General features: G+C 69.2%; 13 protein-coding genes. 1 reads left to right on the top strand and 12 read right to left on the bottom strand.

What is annotated here, in order from left to right:
- Positions 1-15: 15 nt before the first annotated feature.
- From C7389_RS19700 to C7389_RS19665, 8 genes are all read right to left on the bottom strand, one after another.
- Positions 16-468, bottom strand: a complete 453-nt coding sequence (locus C7389_RS19700) for a nitrate reductase cytochrome c-type subunit (protein WP_133594370.1) — start codon at positions 466-468, stop codon at positions 16-18.
- On the bottom strand, positions 465-1,430 hold the full coding sequence (gene napH, locus C7389_RS19695) for a quinol dehydrogenase ferredoxin subunit NapH (RefSeq protein ID WP_133594369.1): 966 nt from the start codon (positions 1,428-1,430) through the stop codon (positions 465-467). Before napH ends, C7389_RS19700 begins: the two co-directional genes overlap by 4 nt.
- Entirely contained in the window at positions 1,427-2,314 is an 888-nt protein-coding gene (gene napG, locus C7389_RS19690) for a ferredoxin-type protein NapG (protein ID WP_133594368.1), read from the bottom strand. Before napG ends, napH begins: the two co-directional genes overlap by 4 nt.
- 70 nt (positions 2,315-2,384) lie before the next feature.
- On the bottom strand, positions 2,385-4,922 hold the full coding sequence (gene napA, locus C7389_RS19685) for a nitrate reductase catalytic subunit NapA (RefSeq protein ID WP_133594367.1): 2,538 nt from the start codon (positions 4,920-4,922) through the stop codon (positions 2,385-2,387).
- Positions 4,923-5,040: 118 nt separating this feature from the next.
- A complete protein-coding gene (locus C7389_RS19680; protein WP_133594366.1) occupies positions 5,041-5,307 on the bottom strand; it encodes a chaperone NapD in 267 nt (88 codons plus the stop codon).
- Positions 5,304-5,876 (bottom strand): ferredoxin-type protein NapF, encoded by a 573-nt coding sequence (gene napF / locus C7389_RS19675; protein ID WP_342773521.1) that lies wholly within the window; start codon positions 5,874-5,876, stop codon positions 5,304-5,306. The genes C7389_RS19680 and napF overlap by 4 nt, the downstream gene beginning before the upstream one ends.
- A gap of 167 nt (positions 5,877-6,043) precedes the next feature.
- A complete protein-coding gene (narL, locus tag C7389_RS19670) occupies positions 6,044-6,706 on the bottom strand; it encodes a two-component system response regulator NarL (protein ID WP_133594365.1) in 663 nt (220 codons plus the stop codon).
- Positions 6,703-8,631, bottom strand: a complete 1,929-nt coding sequence (locus C7389_RS19665; RefSeq protein ID WP_133594364.1) for an ATP-binding protein — start codon at positions 8,629-8,631, stop codon at positions 6,703-6,705. Before C7389_RS19665 ends, narL begins: the two co-directional genes overlap by 4 nt.
- A 245-nt stretch (positions 8,632-8,876) precedes the next feature.
- Between C7389_RS19665 and C7389_RS19660 the strand changes: the two genes are divergently transcribed.
- Positions 8,877-9,569: a Crp/Fnr family transcriptional regulator gene (locus C7389_RS19660; RefSeq protein WP_133594363.1), complete on the top strand. Its 693-nt coding sequence runs from the start codon at positions 8,877-8,879 to the stop codon at positions 9,567-9,569.
- A 39-nt stretch (positions 9,570-9,608) separates the two neighbouring features.
- Here C7389_RS19660 and C7389_RS19655 read toward each other — a convergent pair whose 3' ends face one another.
- The 4 genes from C7389_RS19655 to C7389_RS19640 form a co-directional block, all read right to left on the bottom strand.
- Positions 9,609-11,024, bottom strand: coding sequence for an exonuclease domain-containing protein (locus C7389_RS19655; RefSeq protein ID WP_133594362.1), 1,416 nt, complete (start codon positions 11,022-11,024; stop codon positions 9,609-9,611).
- Positions 11,025-11,034: 10 nt separating this feature from the next.
- On the bottom strand, positions 11,035-11,832 hold the full coding sequence (locus C7389_RS19650; RefSeq protein ID WP_133594361.1) for a class I SAM-dependent methyltransferase: 798 nt from the start codon (positions 11,830-11,832) through the stop codon (positions 11,035-11,037).
- Positions 11,833-11,872: 40 nt separating this feature from the next.
- Positions 11,873-12,064, bottom strand: a complete 192-nt coding sequence (locus C7389_RS19645) for a DUF3460 family protein (protein ID WP_133594360.1) — start codon at positions 12,062-12,064, stop codon at positions 11,873-11,875.
- A 73-nt stretch (positions 12,065-12,137) separates the two neighbouring features.
- The gene (locus C7389_RS19640; RefSeq protein WP_133594359.1) at positions 12,138-14,345 is read right to left on the bottom strand and encodes a RelA/SpoT family protein; all 2,208 of its coding nucleotides are present in this window, start codon (positions 14,343-14,345) and stop codon (positions 12,138-12,140) included.
- Positions 14,346-14,362: the final 17 nt, after the last annotated feature.

Here is a 14,362-nt window from a genome sequence, read left to right as displayed (position 1 = left end):
CCCGTTTGCGTTAGCTCAGCGCAGACCGTCGGCGCGCTGGAACTTGTTGTTCACCAGCGGCGGCGCATCGGTCTGCGGCACGTGGCACTGGGTGCAGAAGTAGCGGCGCGGCGAGATGTTGGAGAGCTCGCCGCCGTCGCGGTCCTTGAAATGGGTGAGGCTGACCTTGGTGGCGCCGGTCTCCTGGTAGCGGCTCCAGGCGTGGCAATCCATGCAGCGGTTGAAGTTCTTGCTGACCTCGTAGCCTTCGATCTTGTGCGGGATCAGCGGCGGCTGCTGCACGTAGTCGCGCGGAATCGGCGCGCGGTCGGGAATCGGCTTGTAGATGCCCGGCGGCACCTCGGCTTCGCCGACGTCGTTGCCACGGATGCTCTTGACGCCTTCGGCGAGGGCCAGCGGCGGCAGCGTGCCGGCAATGCCGAGAACGGCAACCAGGGCCAGCGCGAGTTGGCGGATGGGTTTTTTCATGACTCGCTCCTGTTGAATCGGGTCGTAATGCGGAAAACGGACTTGCCGCAGACATCGATGCAGCGGCCGCAACGGGTGCAATCGCCATCGAGGATCAGGGGATGGTCCTGGCCGGCGGCTTTCAGCGCCGGGCGGATGACCTGGGGTTCGGGGCAGACCGCGAAGCAGTCCATGCAGTCGTTGCAGTCGCGCCGGCGGGCGGCGGAAACACCGAGCAGGCTGGCGCGGCCGAGCAGGCTGTAGAAGGCGCCCTGCGGACAGAGGTGGCCGCACCAGCCGCGCGGCGCGATCAGCAGGTCGTAGAGGAAGACGCCGCCCACCAGGCCCCAGGCCAGGCCGAAGCCGAACAGCAGTGCCCGATGCAGCATGGACACCGGGTTCAGCCACTCCCACGCCAGGCTGCCGCTCAGCGCCGCGGCCAACAGCACGAAGCCCAGCAGCCAGTAGCGGCTGGCCGCGGCCGGCGCCTTGCCGCCCTTGAGCCCGAGGCGGCGGCGCAGCCAGGCAGCGGCGTCGGTCACCAGGTTCATCGGGCACACCCAGGAACAGAACAGGCGGCCGCCAAAGGCGAGGTAGAAGGCAAACACGATGCCGCCGCCGATCAGCGCCTGACGGTAGGGCAGATGCCCGGCCGCCAGCGATTGCGCCAGCACGAAGGGGTCGGACAGCGGCAGCACGCCCAGCGTGAGACTGGAAGTCAGGTTGCCCTTGACGACCCAGCAGCCGAACCAGGGGCCGACGAGGAACAGCGCCAGCACCCCGAGCTGGCTCAAGCGCCGCAGCAGCAGCCACTTGTGCGCCCGCAGCCAGCCCTTGGCCGCCACCGCTTCGACACCCGGCCGCGCGGCAAGGCCGAGCTGGGCGGCGCCGCGCACGCTGCTGCGCGGCAGCGCCGGCCTGGCGCTCGCGGCGGACTGGGCGGACACCACCGGATCGGCCGCGGGAGCGCGTGGCGTGCTCATGGCTTCCACCGCGAATCCAGGCCGCTGCCAGCGGGCGCGGCGGGCACCGCTTCCGGCTGCGGCAGCGGCGTTTCGCCCGGCCGCAGGCGGGTATCGCCGTAGGCCTTGTCCTCCATGCCACGCACTGGCAATTCCACCTGCTCGCCGATCAGCGAGCCGCCGGCGGCCTCCTTCTCTTCCCAGCCACGGCGGTAGTGCTCTGCCCGGGAGCCCTGCGCCAACTTCAGCGGCAGCACCTTGATCGCCGCCTCGCCCGGCAGCACGCAGGCCTTCTCGCACTTGCCGCAGCCGGTGCAGTAATCGGAATGCACCGTCGGCAGCAGCATGGCGTGGCGGTCAGAGCGCGGGTTGTGGCTCTTCTCCAGCGTGATCGCCTTGTCGATCACCGGGCACACCCGGTAGCAGACGTCACAGCGCAGGCCGAGGAAGTTGAGGCAGGTCTCGTGGTCTATCAGCACCGCCAGGCCCATGCGCGCCTGGGTGATGTCGGTCAGCCCGTGGTCCAGCGCGCCGGTGGGACAGGCGACCACGCAGGGAATGTCCTCGCACATCTCGCAGGGCACGCCGCGCGCCTCGAAATAAGGCGTACCGGTGGCCGGCGCATCGCCCAGGCGGGCGAGCTTCAGCGTGTCGTAGGGGCAATCGCGCGCGCACAGGCCGCAGCGCACGCAGGCGGAGAGGAAATCGCCTTCGGCCAGCGCCCCCGGCGGCCGCAGCGCGGTGGCCGGCAGGGCTGCCGCCTGGCGCGCATACAGCCCGGCGCCCAGCGCCAGCAGGCCGGCGCCCCCGGCCACGCCGGCCGCTTCCTTGAGGAAGCGGCGGCGGGACGAGCGCGTGCCTGTCGTGGCCCTTGCGGGTGCCGGGGTGTCGTTGGCGTCTTTCATGATGATCTCGTCGCGCGGACATAGGGCGGCGGCGCCCGCCGGGCGTGCCGCGCCGTCCGCGCTGCGGAACTCAGGCCTTGGTGACCTTCACCGCGCACTTCTTGAAGTCGGTTTCCTTGGAGATCGGGCAGGTGGCGTCCAGCGTGAGCTTGTTCACCAGCCGGCCTTCGTCGAAGAAGGGCACGAAGATCAGGCCCTTGGGCGGCTTGTTGCGGCCGCGCGTTTCCAGCCGGGCGACGACCTCGCCGCGGCGGGAGGCGATCTTCACCGCCATGCCGCGCTGCAGACCGCGTTTGGTGGCGTCTTCCGGGTGCATGAAGACCTGCGCCTCCGGCACCGAGCGGTGCAGCTCCGGCACCCGGCGCGTCATCGAGCCGGTGTGCCAGTGCTCCAGCACGCGGCCGGTGCACAGCCACATGTCGAACTCCTTGTCCGGCATCTCCGGCGGATCCTGGTAGGGCAGCGCGAACACCACCGCCTTGCCGTCCTTGTGGCCGTAGAACTTCACGCCCTCACCCTGCTTCACGTAGGGGTCGTAGCCTTCGCGGAAGCGCCACAGGGTTTCCTTGCCCTCCACCACCGGCCAGCGCAGGCCGCGCGCCTTGTGATAGACCTCGAAGTCCGCCAGGTCGTGACCATGGCCGCGGCCGAAGCGGGCGTATTCCTCGAACAGGCCTTTCTGCAGGTAGAAGCCGAAGGCCTTGCCTTCGTCATTGGTGTAGCCGGGGATGGCGTGGCTGTTGGCCTTCTCGATGTCGGCCAGGGGGAATTTGTTGACGCTGCCGTTGGCGAACAGCACGTCGTACAGGGTCTTGCCCTTGAGCTCCGGCTTCTTGGCGATGAGTTCGGCCGGCCACACTTCCTCGACCTTGAAGCGCTTGGAGAACTCCACGTACTGCCACAGATCGCTCCTGGCCTCGCCCGGCGCGCTCACCTGCTGGCGCCAGAACTGGGTGCGGCGCTCGGCGTTGCCGAAAGCGCCTTCCTTTTCGGTCCACATCGCCGACGGCAGGATGAGGTCGGCCGACAGCGCGGACACGGTGGGATAGACGTCGGAGACGACGACGAAGGCTTCAGGGTTGCGCCAGCCGGGGTAGATCTCGCCGTTGATGTTCGGCCCGGCCTGCATGTTGTTGGTGGTGCTGGTCCAGTAGCACTTGAGCTTGCCGTCCTTCAGCGCGCGGCTCTGCGCCACCGCGTGCAGGCCGATCTTGGCCGGGATGGTGCCTTCCGGCAGCTGCCAGATCTCCTCGGCGATGGCGCGGTGCATCGGGTTGGCGACCACCATGTCGGCCGGCAGGCGGTGGGCGAAGGTGCCGACCTCGCGGGCAGTGCCGCAGGCGGAGGGCTGGCCAGTGAGGGAGAAGGGGCTGTTGCCCGGCTCGCTGATCTTGCCCACCAGCAGGTGGACGTTGTAGATCATGTTGTTCACCCAGGTGCCGCGGGTGTGCTGGTTGAAGCCCATGGTCCACAGCGACATCACCTTCTTGTCCGGGTCGGCATAGACCTCGGCCATCCGCTTCAGGCGCTCGGCGGGCACGCCGGAGAGCTTGGATACCTTCTCCAGCGTGTATTCGGAGACGAACCTGGCGAACTCGTCGAAGCTGATGTCGCGGGCGGCGTTGGGGTCGCCCTTGGGCTTGCCCTCGGCGCCGGGGTAGCCGTTGCTGCTGGCCTTGGCTTCCAGCTCGTGGTTGGGGCGGAGGCCGAAGCCGATGTCGGTTTCGCCGGCCTTGAACCTGACGTTGGCGTTCACGAAGGCGGTATTCACCCGCTTCGTCTGGATGATGTGGTTGCAGATGTAGTTGAGGATGGCGAGGTCGGTCTGCGGGTTGAAGACCATGCCGTTGTCGGCCAGCTCGAAGGAGCGGTGCTCGAAGGTGGACAGCACGTGCACCTCGCAGCCCTCGCGCGACAGCCGGCGGTCGGTGATGCGGGTCCACAGGATGGGGTGCATCTCCGCCATGTTGGAGCCCCACAGCACGAAGGCATCGGCGTTCTCGATGTCGTCGTAGCAGCCCATGGGCTCGTCGATGCCGAAGGTGCGCATGAAGCCAGTGACCGCCGAAGCCATGCAGTGGCGGGCATTCGGGTCGATGTTGTTGGTGCGGAAGCCGGCCTTGAACAGCTTGGAAGCGGCGTAGCCCTCCCAGATCGTCCATTGGCCGGAGCCGAACATGCAGACGGAATCGTTGCCATGCTGCTTGATGGCCGTTTTCCACTTCTCGGCCATGATGTCGAAGGCCTGGTTCCAGCTGATTGGGGTGAACTCGCCTTCCTTGTCGTACTTGCCGTTCCTCATCCGCAGCAGCGGCTTGGTGAGGCGGTCCTCGCCGTACATGATCTTGGACAGGAAGTAGCCCTTGATGCAGTTGAGGCCACGGTTCACCGGCGCATCCGGGTCGCCCTGGGTGGCCACCACGCGGCCGTTCTGCACGCCCACCAGCACGGAACAGCCGACGCCGCAGAAGCGGCAGGCGGCCTTGTCCCAGCGCACGCGGGTGTCGGCGCTGCCCGGCTGCGCCTGCACCGCCAGCGGCATGCCGGCGGTGGCGGCCGCCGCGGCGATCGCGTTGGCCTTGATGAAGTCGCGTCTATCCATGCTCATTTGCTTTCTCCAGTCGGTTGTCCCGGCCAGGCGGCGCAGGCTTCCCGCTTCGATTGGGTGGAGCGCCAGGCTCCGCGGATGCTGAGTTGGTGCCGCCGGTGCAGCGGCGGCGGCCGGTTCATGCGGTTTCCATGAGCGGCGTCTCCGCCAGCCCTTCGTCGGTGTATTCGTAGGCCAGGGTGGCTACCAGCACGTGCTGGGTCAGGCTCACGGCCAGGATGGAATCGCTGGTGGAGTAACCGTCGCCATCCTCCACGGTGACCACCAGGCGGCCGCTGTCGGCACAGCGGGAGTGCACTTCCACGCCAGGGATCTCGCCCAGGGTCTGGCTCAACTCGGCGAAATGCTCGGGCTTGGCCCGCAGCACCAGGCTTGCGATCTTCATGCGGCTTCCTCCAGGTTCGGAGCGGAGAGGGAAGAGGTGTCCGGCGGAGCGTCGGACGGGAGCGCGAGCGCGACCATCTCGATCGCGCTCCCCGGACAGGGGGCCTGGCAGGCGCCGCAGGCGCTACATCGGCTGGCATCCAGTTCGGGCAGCGCGACGCCACCCAGGCGCGGGCGGAAGCGGATGGCGGCGGCTTCGCAGGCTTCGCCGCAGACGCGGCACTCGATGCCGCGGCGGGACAGGCAGCCGTCGCCGATGGCGGCCACCCGCGCCCAGGCGGGGAGACCCTCCTGCCGGCGCAGGGCTTGCGGCCGGGAGGGCGCGCCACAGGCGGCGACACAGGCGCCGCAGAAGGTGCAGGCGCCCAGGGAGAAATCGGTGATGGGGAAACCGCCGCCGCCGCGGCGCAGCACGCCGGTCGGGCAGGCGGTAATGCAGGCATCGCAGCGGGTGCACAGCTCGATGAAGCTCGCTTCCGCCAGCGCCCAGGGCGGCCGCAGGGGCGATTTCCCCGCCTTCCCACCCGGCGTCCGCAACAGCGTGCGGCGCGACATCGACACGGCTTCCACGATCCTGCTCCCCGCAAAAGAACTTCTCGGCGGGGTCTATTGGATGCGTGCGCCCCCCGGCGCGTCATTGATGGCAGTCAAGACGAGAATCGCTCTCATCGCCCTGCCGGGGAAAGGGATATTCCCGCGCAGCCTCCGGCCCGCCGGCCGCCGGGACACGACCGCGGCTATTGCGCCTGGCCAGACGCGCGCAGGTGCTCCACCGCCCACACCGCCGCTTCCACCCGCGAGCGCACCGCCAGCTTGCGCAGGATGTGCTTCACATGGACCTTCACCGTGCCTTCGGCGATGTCCAGCTCGCGGCCGATGAGCTTGTTCGACAGGCCGTTGGCGATGTGGCCGAGGATGCGCAGCTCCTGCTCGGTGAGGCCGGCCGCCTCCACCGAGCGCGGCCGGGTTTCGCCGCGCAGCGCGGCCGCCATCAGGTGGGTGAGCTGCTCGGAGATGACGATGCGGCCAGCGGCGGCCTCGGCCAGCGCCTCCACCATGGCCTCCGGCTCCATGTCCTTCAGCAGGTAGCCGTCGGCGCCGGCGCGCAGCGCGGCGACCAGATCCTCGCCGGCGTCGGACACGGTGATCATCACCACGCGGGTGTCGAGCTGGGCCGCGCGCACGCCGCGCAGCACCTCCAGCCCGCCCATGTCCTTCATGTTGAGGTCCAGCAGCAGCAGGTCCGGCGCCAGCCGCAGGCACAGCGCCAGGCCCTCGCTGCCGCCGGCGGCCTCGCCGACGAGGTCGAAGGCCGGCACGGCGGCCAGCAGCTGCGCCAGGCCCTTGCGGAACAGGGGGTGGTCGTCCACCAGGATGACGCGCTGTCGCTCCTCGCTCATGCCGGCTCGCCTCCCCAGTTCATCGCCACCGCCGGGCCCTCCTCGTCCACACCCAGCGTGCCCGGCCGCGCCTGGAAGCGCAGGGTGACGCGGGTGCCGCAATCGCGGCCGGCGCTGACGTCCAGCTCGCCGCCCAGGCTGCGGGCGCGCTCGCGCATGATGGTCATGCCGTGGTGGTTGCGGCTGTCCAGCGGTTCGCCCGGCAGGCCGACGCCATCGTCCTCGACGACGACGGTGACCCGCTGCAACGCATTGCTGCTGAGGCTGACGGTGGCATGCCGGGCGGCGGCGTGGCGGACCATGTTCGACAGGGCTTCGCGGATGATGTGCAAGACGTGGATCTCCTGGTTGGGGCTGAGCGGACAGTCCGCCAGCCGCGTCTCCAGCCGGATGTCCACACCGCCCTTGCCGGCGTATTCCGCCACCGCGGCGCGCAGCAGGCTGGGGAAATCGCCGCTCATCTTCAGCCGGAAGGAGCTCAGCAGCTCGCGCAACTGGCGGTAGGCGGCGTTGATGCCGGTGCGCAGGTCGGCAACGATGGTGGCCGCATCCGCCTGCCGCGCCGGGTCGCCCAGCACCGGCTGCAGCAACGCCACCTGGATTTTCATGTAGGACAGCGCCTGGGCCAGGGAGTCGTGCAGTTCGCGGGCGATCACCGAGCGCTCTTCCTGCAGCGCCAGCATGCGCTCCTGCTCGTTGCGCCGTGCCGCGCCCAGCGCCATGCCGATGTGGCGCGACAGCGCCTCCACCAGCTGGCGCTGCCAGTCCTCCAGCCGGTGGCCAGCCGGCAGGGTGAAGCGCAGCATGCCGTAGTGGCGTTCGCTGTCGCGCAGCGGCACCCGCAGCAACTCGTGCCCGCCCTCGCGGCGGTAGGTCCAGGGCTGGACATCCTCGCGGCACAGGCCGCAGCCTTCGCCGTCCGCGCGATGGCGTTCCGGGCAGGGCCCCAGGGTGGAGGCCAGCACGGTGGCGGGGCCGTCGTGGCGCGGCTCTATGCAGGCGAAGCTGCCGTCCAGGCCCATCAGCTGCTCCATGTCGCGCAGGGTGTCGGAGTAGGCGTCGGCCGCCGCCGGCGCGTGGTACAGGCGGGCGATGGCGTGGTAGAGCAGCTCCAGCGAGCGGTTGCTGCGCTGCAGCTCCGCCGTCTTCGCTTCCACCCGCTGTTCCAGGTCGCGGTAGAGCTTGGAAAGCTCGCTGGCCATCAGGTTGAAGGCGGCGCCGACGCGGCCCAGCTCGTTGCGCCCGGTGTAGGCCGCCCGCGCGGAGAAATCGCCGCGGCCGATGCGGCTGGCCACCGCCAGCAGGTCGCTCAGCGGCAGCGACACCAGCCGGTGCAGCAGCAACAGCGCCACCGCGACCAGCACCAGCGTGCCGACGATGGCAATGGCCAGCGTCTGCCGCAGGTCGGCGATGCGTGCCTCGGTGTCGTGCTCCAGCACCGCCACCAGGGCGTTCAGCTGGTCTACGAAGGTGTCCACCTCGGCCAGGATGGTCTCGATCTGTGCCTCGTCCGGCACGCTGCCGGCCGTCATCAGCGCCTCGATGTGCGGCTTCAGACTGGTGCGCCAGCCGGCCTGCACGCCGCGGTAGGTGGCGGCGAACAGCCCGCCGGGCGCCCGCTCGCGCACCCGCAGCAGCTCGTCGTTGTCCAGCTGCGCCTCCAGCTGGGCGATGGCCTTTGCCACCCGTTCGCCGGGCACCGCGCCGCGGGCGACGTCGGCCGCCGCCAGGCTGGCGATGCGGTGAGTCAAACGCCGCAGGCTGCCAGCGACATTGACGGCACTGGCGCTGCCCTGCACGGTTTCGGCCACCACCACCGACACCGTCATGCCGGCCAGGCCGATCAGCGTCACCGCCGCCAACGCGAGCCCGACCAGCAGCAGGATGGAGCGCCGGGCCAGCGCATCACCGTATTTCCTTCGCATGCCGCGCTCCTTCTCTGCGGTTTCCCGGATGAATGTGGACATACCTCGATAGCGCCGCCGCACCGCTTCCGGTTGCAGGCGCCGCAAGGCAAGCCCCGATTAAACAAGACCTTACCCATTTCGTCTTATACCTCCTTGGAGGTATGCCGGTGGCTCTACCCCGGTTCTGCGCCACTTCCGCGCGATATTCGCCGCCCTACACTGGGCGCAAGTCAAAAGCTGGACAGGCAGTCACGGAGGTCAGGATGAGCGTCGATACGGTCGCGCCGCAACAGGATGTACTCGGCAGCATCGCGCCCTTCGACCTGCTGGATGGCAGCCTGCGCCAGCGCCTGCTGGAACACGGCCGCCCGCAGCAGCTGCTGCGCGGCGAAATGCTGCTGCCCACCGACGGGCATGACGACCAAGTCTTCGTCGTGCTGGAAGGCAGCATCAAGCGCTATCTGCTGTCGGCCACCGGCGCCGAGCTGGTAGTGCAGCTGGCCGGTGCCGGCGACAGCTTCGGCGAGGATGTCGCGCTGCTCGCCCGCGCGCCCCTGGTCACCAACCAGGCGGTGCAGGACAGCCGCCTGCTGCGCCTGCGCGGCAGCGACCTGCGCGCCGCCATGCACGCCAGCCCGGCCTTCGCCGCCGCGCTGAGCGCCCACCTGGCCGAAGCCATGTATGCCCTGCTGGAGAACCTGCAGCTGTGCTTCCAGCGCAACAGCCTGCAGCGGGTGGCGCACTACCTGGCGCGGCTGGCGCCGGCCAATGCCGAACGCTGCGAGATCCGGCTGGAAAGCGACAAGCAGACCATCGCCGCCCAGCTCAACCTGACGCCGGAGACGCTGTCCCGCGCGCTATCCCGCCTCACCCGCGACGGCACCATCCGGCCGCAGGGCCGGCGCGGCGTGGTGGTGAACAAGGTTTCCGAACTGCGGCTGTGCGCCGCCGGCTGAGCCGCCGCTGAGAGCCACCCGGTAGCAGCCGGCGCGCGCTCAGCGGGAAAGCGGCTGCACTCTGGCCGCGTTGGCCGGCACCGCCAGCCAACGCGACAGCAGCCGGTAGGCATCCAGATCGAAGGCGCGGGGCGTCGCCGCCAACGCGGGGAGCGCCGCTTCGTCGGCCACCGTGCCGAGATGGCACCAGGCGTCCAGCAAATGGAAGGCCGTCTGGCCGTTGTCCTCGTTGCGCTCCGCCACCACCACCGGCCCGTTCCAGGGCCAGGCTTTCAGCCCGACGCTGCCGAGCGCGCCCAGCAGGCGGGCGTCGTGCTCCTCCGGCCGCTCCTTGCCGGCGCACACGCCAGCGCAGCGCTTGGCACGATGCGCATCGCACGGCCCGCTGCCCGCCTCCAGCCCCAGGCGCTGCGGACACAGCCGGTAGAGCATGGCCAGCTCGCGCAGGCGGTTGTCCACCTCGGCGCGGTTGCGGAAGGCGCCGAGCACCTCGCCGGCCCAGCTGCGCGGATCAGTGCCGGCGATCGCCACCCGCTCCAGCACCGGCGGCCGGCGGCGATTCGGCAGCAGGCGCAGGCCGAAGGCGGCATCACCATCCGGAATGCGGTTGGCCAGCGGCCGATGGGACTTGAGCAGCGCCAGCTCCAGCAGCAGCGCCCCAAGTTCGCCGGGCGTCTCCACCCATTCCAGCCGGCGCACACGGGCGGCCAGTTCGGCGTCCTTGCCCTTGGCGGCGGCGAACCAGGCGGTGAGCTTGGCGCGCAGGCTGAGCGCCTGGCCGACCAGCAGCGGCGTATCGCTACGGCCGGGTTCGGCTTCCGGCGTGGCGTAGAAGAGGTAGACGCCGCTCGCGTCCGGCAGGCCGTCCAGCGAGCCTTCCGGCAAGCCGGCGGGCCGCTGCGGCGCTTTCATCGCCTTGACCACCGCCCGCGCCAGCACTTCGGCGGGAAAGGCCTCGCCGGTCATGGCGACGAACTGCTTCAGCACCTCGGTATCGCCCATCGCCCGGTGGCGGGCCGCGCAGACGAAGCCGTGGCGCGCTATCAGCGCATCCAGGCCGTGGCGGTGGTGCTCCGGGTAGAGGGCGCGGGAAAGCTTGACGGTGCATAGCACCGGCGCCTCGAACTCCCGCTGCACCCGGGCGAAGGCGTTCTTGATGAAGCCGTAGTCGAAGCGGGCGTTATGGGCGACAAAGACGCTGCCTTCCAGCCAACCCGCCAGCGTATCGGCAATGTCGGCGAAGGCCGGCGCCTGCGCCACCATCTCGTCGGTGATGCCGATGAGGTCCTGGATCATCCCCGGAATCGGGATGCCGGGATGCACCAGCGTTTCCCAGCGCCCGGTCTCGACGCCACCCTCGATGCGGATCACCGCGATCTCGGTGATGCGGTCGCGCACCGGGTGGGCGCCGGTGGTCTCGACGTCGACGATCACATAGCGGTCGGGCAGCGCCATCGGCAGAAACTCAGCGGGCGGCCGGCTTGCGCCCTACGTATTCGCGGAACACGCCCAGCGTCAGCGCGCAGTCCACCTCTTCGAAACCCGCGCGGCGCATCGCCTCCAGCACCCGTTGCGGCGGCACCGCGGCCTGGATGGTGTCCCAGTAGTACTCCCACAGCAGCGACACGTCGGCGCTGCAGCGGGCGATGCGGGAGAGAAGCGGCACTACCGCGCGCAGGTAGAAGCGCAGCATCTGCCGGCCAAGGGCGCTCTGCGGGCGGGTGATTTCCATCACGCACACCCGGCCGCCGGGGCGCAGCACCCGCAGGTATTCAGCGAAGGCTTGATCGAGGTCGGCCACATGGCGCAACGCGTAGCCCATGGAGACGAAATCGACTTCCGCCTCCGGCAGGGGGATGGCCTCGGCGCCGGCTTCCAGCGTTTCCACCGAAAGCTTCTTGCGCAGCTCGGCCAGCATGCCGGGCGAGGGATCGAGCGCGATCAGGCGGCCCTGCTCACCGATGATGCGCTGGGCCTCGCGCGCCACCAGGCCGGTGCCGGCGGCCGCGTCCAGGATGGCCATGCCGGGCTTCAGCCCGCAGCGCTGCAGGGCGCGCCGCCGGTACCAGGCGCCGGAGCCGAGGGCGGTGATGCTCTCGGCGCGGTCGTAGCCGCTGGCCGCGCGGTCGAACAGCGCGCGGGTGGCCGCGCGCCGCTCGCCTTCGGCGGAGAAGTAGCGTTGCAGCTGGGGATCGGCCTGCAGCGGGCTGTGTGCAGCGGCCGCTTGCGGAGCGGGCGCGGCGCGGGAAGCGGAATCGCTCATCGGCGCCGGCTGGCGGGATGTCCCGGGAAGCGACGGGACATCAGTGATTGTTGATGTCGTAGTAGTAGGCCTTCACCGGTACCTTGGAGTCGCGATTACGGCGCTGGGTCTCCAGGTCTTGCGGCTTGTCCCACCACAGGGCGCGGCCTTCCTTCTGTTCGACGACTTCCTGCGGGTGCTTTTCCATCCACTCGCGCATGAACTTGGTGTGCTCGGATTCGTAGATCGCCATGGTCGGCCTCGGATTCGCTCGGGATTCAGGACGGGCGCAATTCTAGCGCAGTACGGCACCGCCGCAGGCAGGATCAGCCAACGCGGCCGTCGCCCTTGACGCGGCCGATGCGGACCACGTCCGGCACGCGGCGCACGCCGCGCATCACCCGCGCCAGATGCATGCGGTCATGCACTTGCAGGGTGAAGCTCAGCGCGATGTAAGCGCCCTGCTCGTTGTCCATGCCGACGTTGAGGATGTTGCATTCCTCTTCGGAGATGACGCTCGCCACCTTGGCCAGCACGCCGCGCACGTTCTTGGTCAGCACGCGGATGGTGACGTCGAACATGCGGTCGTCGCCCGGCTCCCATTCCACGTCCACCCAGCGGCCGCGGTCACCACGCAGCTTGGCCACCACCGGGCAGTCGTGCAGGTGCACTTCCAACCCCTGGCCCTTGCGGATGGTGCCGATGATGGGGTCGCCCGGGATCGGGTGACAGCAGCGCGCCAGTTGCACCGCGATGCCCTCGCTGCCGCGGATGAGGATGGCGCCGGCGGGCTTGGGCTTGATCACGTCCGGCCGGCCGGACTCCTGGTCCTGCGCCTGCGACAGACGGCGGGCGACGATGACCGGCAGGCGCTTGCCCAGGCCGATGTCGGCGAACACTTCCTTCTTGCTGCGCACGCCGCGGTCGCGCAGGAAGCGGTCCCAGGCAAAGGTGGAGAGCTGGCCCAGCGTGAGGCCGTAGGGCCGCAGTGCCTGGTTGAGCAGGCGCTCGCCCAGCGCCACCGACTGGTCCTGCTGGGCGTTCTTGAGGAAGTGGCGGATCTGCGCCCGCGCCTTGCCGGTGCGTACATAGGACAGCCAGGCCGGGTTCGGGTTGGCGTGGGCAGCGGTGATGACTTCCACCTGGTCGCCATTGCGCAGCTCGGTGCGCAGCGGCATCAGGTCGCCATTGATGCGACAGGCCACGCAGCGGTTGCCGATGTCGGTATGCACCGCGTAGGCGAAGTCCACCGGGGTCGAACCCTTGGGCAGCGAGAAGATCTTGCCCTTGGGCGAGAAGGCATACACCTCGCCGGGGAAGAGGTCGATCTTGACGTGCTCCAGGAACTCGGTGGCCTCGCCGGAGGTGGATTGCAGCTCGAGCAGCGACTGCAGCCAGGAGTGCGTCTTCTGCTGCAGTTCAGTGAGCGTCTTCTCGTCTTCCTTGTACAGCCAGTGCGAGGCGACGCCGGTTTCGGCGATGTGGTGCATCTCGCGGGTGCGGATCTGCACCTCCACCGGCGTGCCGAAGGGGCCGATCAGCGTGGTGTGCAGCGACTGGTAGCCGTTGGCCTTGGGGATGGCCAGGTAGTCCTTGAACTTGCCCGGCACCGGCTTGTACATCGAGTGCAGCGCGCCCAGCGCGAGGTAACACCCGGGTATGTCACGCACGATGACGCGGAAGCCGTAGATGTCCAGCACCTGGGAGAAGGACAGGTGCTTTTCCACCATCTTGCGGTAGATGCCGTAGAGGTGCTTCTCCCGCCCCTGCACTTCGGCGGAAATGCCCCACTGCGGCAGCCGTTCCTCGATGGTGGACAGCACCTTGCCCACCACCTCGCGGCGGTTGCCGCGGGCGGCCTTGATGGCCTTGAACAACACCTTGTAGCGCAGCGGGTACTTGTGCTGGAACGAAAGTTCCTGCAGTTCGCGGTACAGGTTGTTCAGCCCCAGGCGGTTGGCGATGGGGGCGTAGATTTCCAGCGTCTCGTTGGCGATGCGGCGGCGCTTGGCCGGCCGCACGTAGTCCAGCGTGCGCATGTTGTGCAGGCGGTCGGCCAGCTTGACGAGGATGACCCGCAGGTCGCTCGCCATTGCCAGCAGCATCTTGCGGAAGTTCTCCGCCTGCGCCTCTTCCTGCGAGCGGAACTCGATCTTGTCCAGCTTGGAGAGGCCATCCACCAGCTCCGCCGCCGCCTTGCCGAAGCGCTCGGAGATCTCCTGCTTGGAGATGTGGGTGTCCTCCATCACGTCGTGGAGGAGCGCGGCGATGAGCGCCTGGGGATCGAGGTTCCAGTCGGCGACGATGTCCGCCACCGCCACCGGATGGGTGATGTAGGGCTCGCCGCTGATGCGGAACTGCCCTTCGTGCGCGGCGGTGGAGAAGTGATACGCCGCCTCGATGCGGGCGACGTCTTCCGGCTTCAGGTAGCTCGCGAGCTTGAGCTTCAGCCGTGCGAAATTCGCCGCCACTGCGCTTTCGCCCGTGGGCGGAGAGGCAGGCGGCTGGGGGACCGGAATGGCAGCGGCTTCCATTGCGCGTTCCCCCTGGC

It is taken from the genome of Azoarcus indigens, assembly GCF_004361735.1.
In the GTDB taxonomy this organism is placed as follows: domain Bacteria; phylum Pseudomonadota; class Gammaproteobacteria; order Burkholderiales; family Rhodocyclaceae; genus Azoarcus; species Azoarcus indigens.
This window is presented reverse-complemented; position numbering and strand designations above follow the sequence as displayed.

Coding starts and splice junctions, on each gene's coding strand:
- C7389_RS19700 (WP_133594370.1), bottom strand. CDS start 468: ATGAAAAAACCCATCCGCCAACTCGCGCTGGCCCTGGTTGCCGTTCTC.
- napH (WP_133594369.1), bottom strand. CDS start 1,430: ATGAGCACGCCACGCGCTCCCGCGGCCGATCCGGTGGTGTCCGCCCAG.
- napG (WP_133594368.1), bottom strand. CDS start 2,314: ATGAAAGACGCCAACGACACCCCGGCACCCGCAAGGGCCACGACAGGC.
- napA (WP_133594367.1), bottom strand. CDS start 4,922: ATGAGCATGGATAGACGCGACTTCATCAAGGCCAACGCGATCGCCGCG.
- C7389_RS19680 (WP_133594366.1), bottom strand. CDS start 5,307: ATGAAGATCGCAAGCCTGGTGCTGCGGGCCAAGCCCGAGCATTTCGCC.
- narL (WP_133594365.1), bottom strand. CDS start 6,706: ATGAGCGAGGAGCGACAGCGCGTCATCCTGGTGGACGACCACCCCCTG.
- C7389_RS19665 (WP_133594364.1), bottom strand. CDS start 8,631: ATGCGAAGGAAATACGGTGATGCGCTGGCCCGGCGCTCCATCCTGCTG.
- C7389_RS19660 (WP_133594363.1), top strand. CDS start 8,877: ATGAGCGTCGATACGGTCGCGCCGCAACAGGATGTACTCGGCAGCATC.
- C7389_RS19655 (WP_133594362.1), bottom strand. CDS start 11,024: ATGGCGCTGCCCGACCGCTATGTGATCGTCGACGTCGAGACCACCGGC.
- C7389_RS19650 (WP_133594361.1), bottom strand. CDS start 11,832: ATGAGCGATTCCGCTTCCCGCGCCGCGCCCGCTCCGCAAGCGGCCGCT.
- C7389_RS19645 (WP_133594360.1), bottom strand. CDS start 12,064: ATGGCGATCTACGAATCCGAGCACACCAAGTTCATGCGCGAGTGGATG.
- C7389_RS19640 (WP_133594359.1), bottom strand. CDS start 14,345: ATGGAAGCCGCTGCCATTCCGGTCCCCCAGCCGCCTGCCTCTCCGCCC.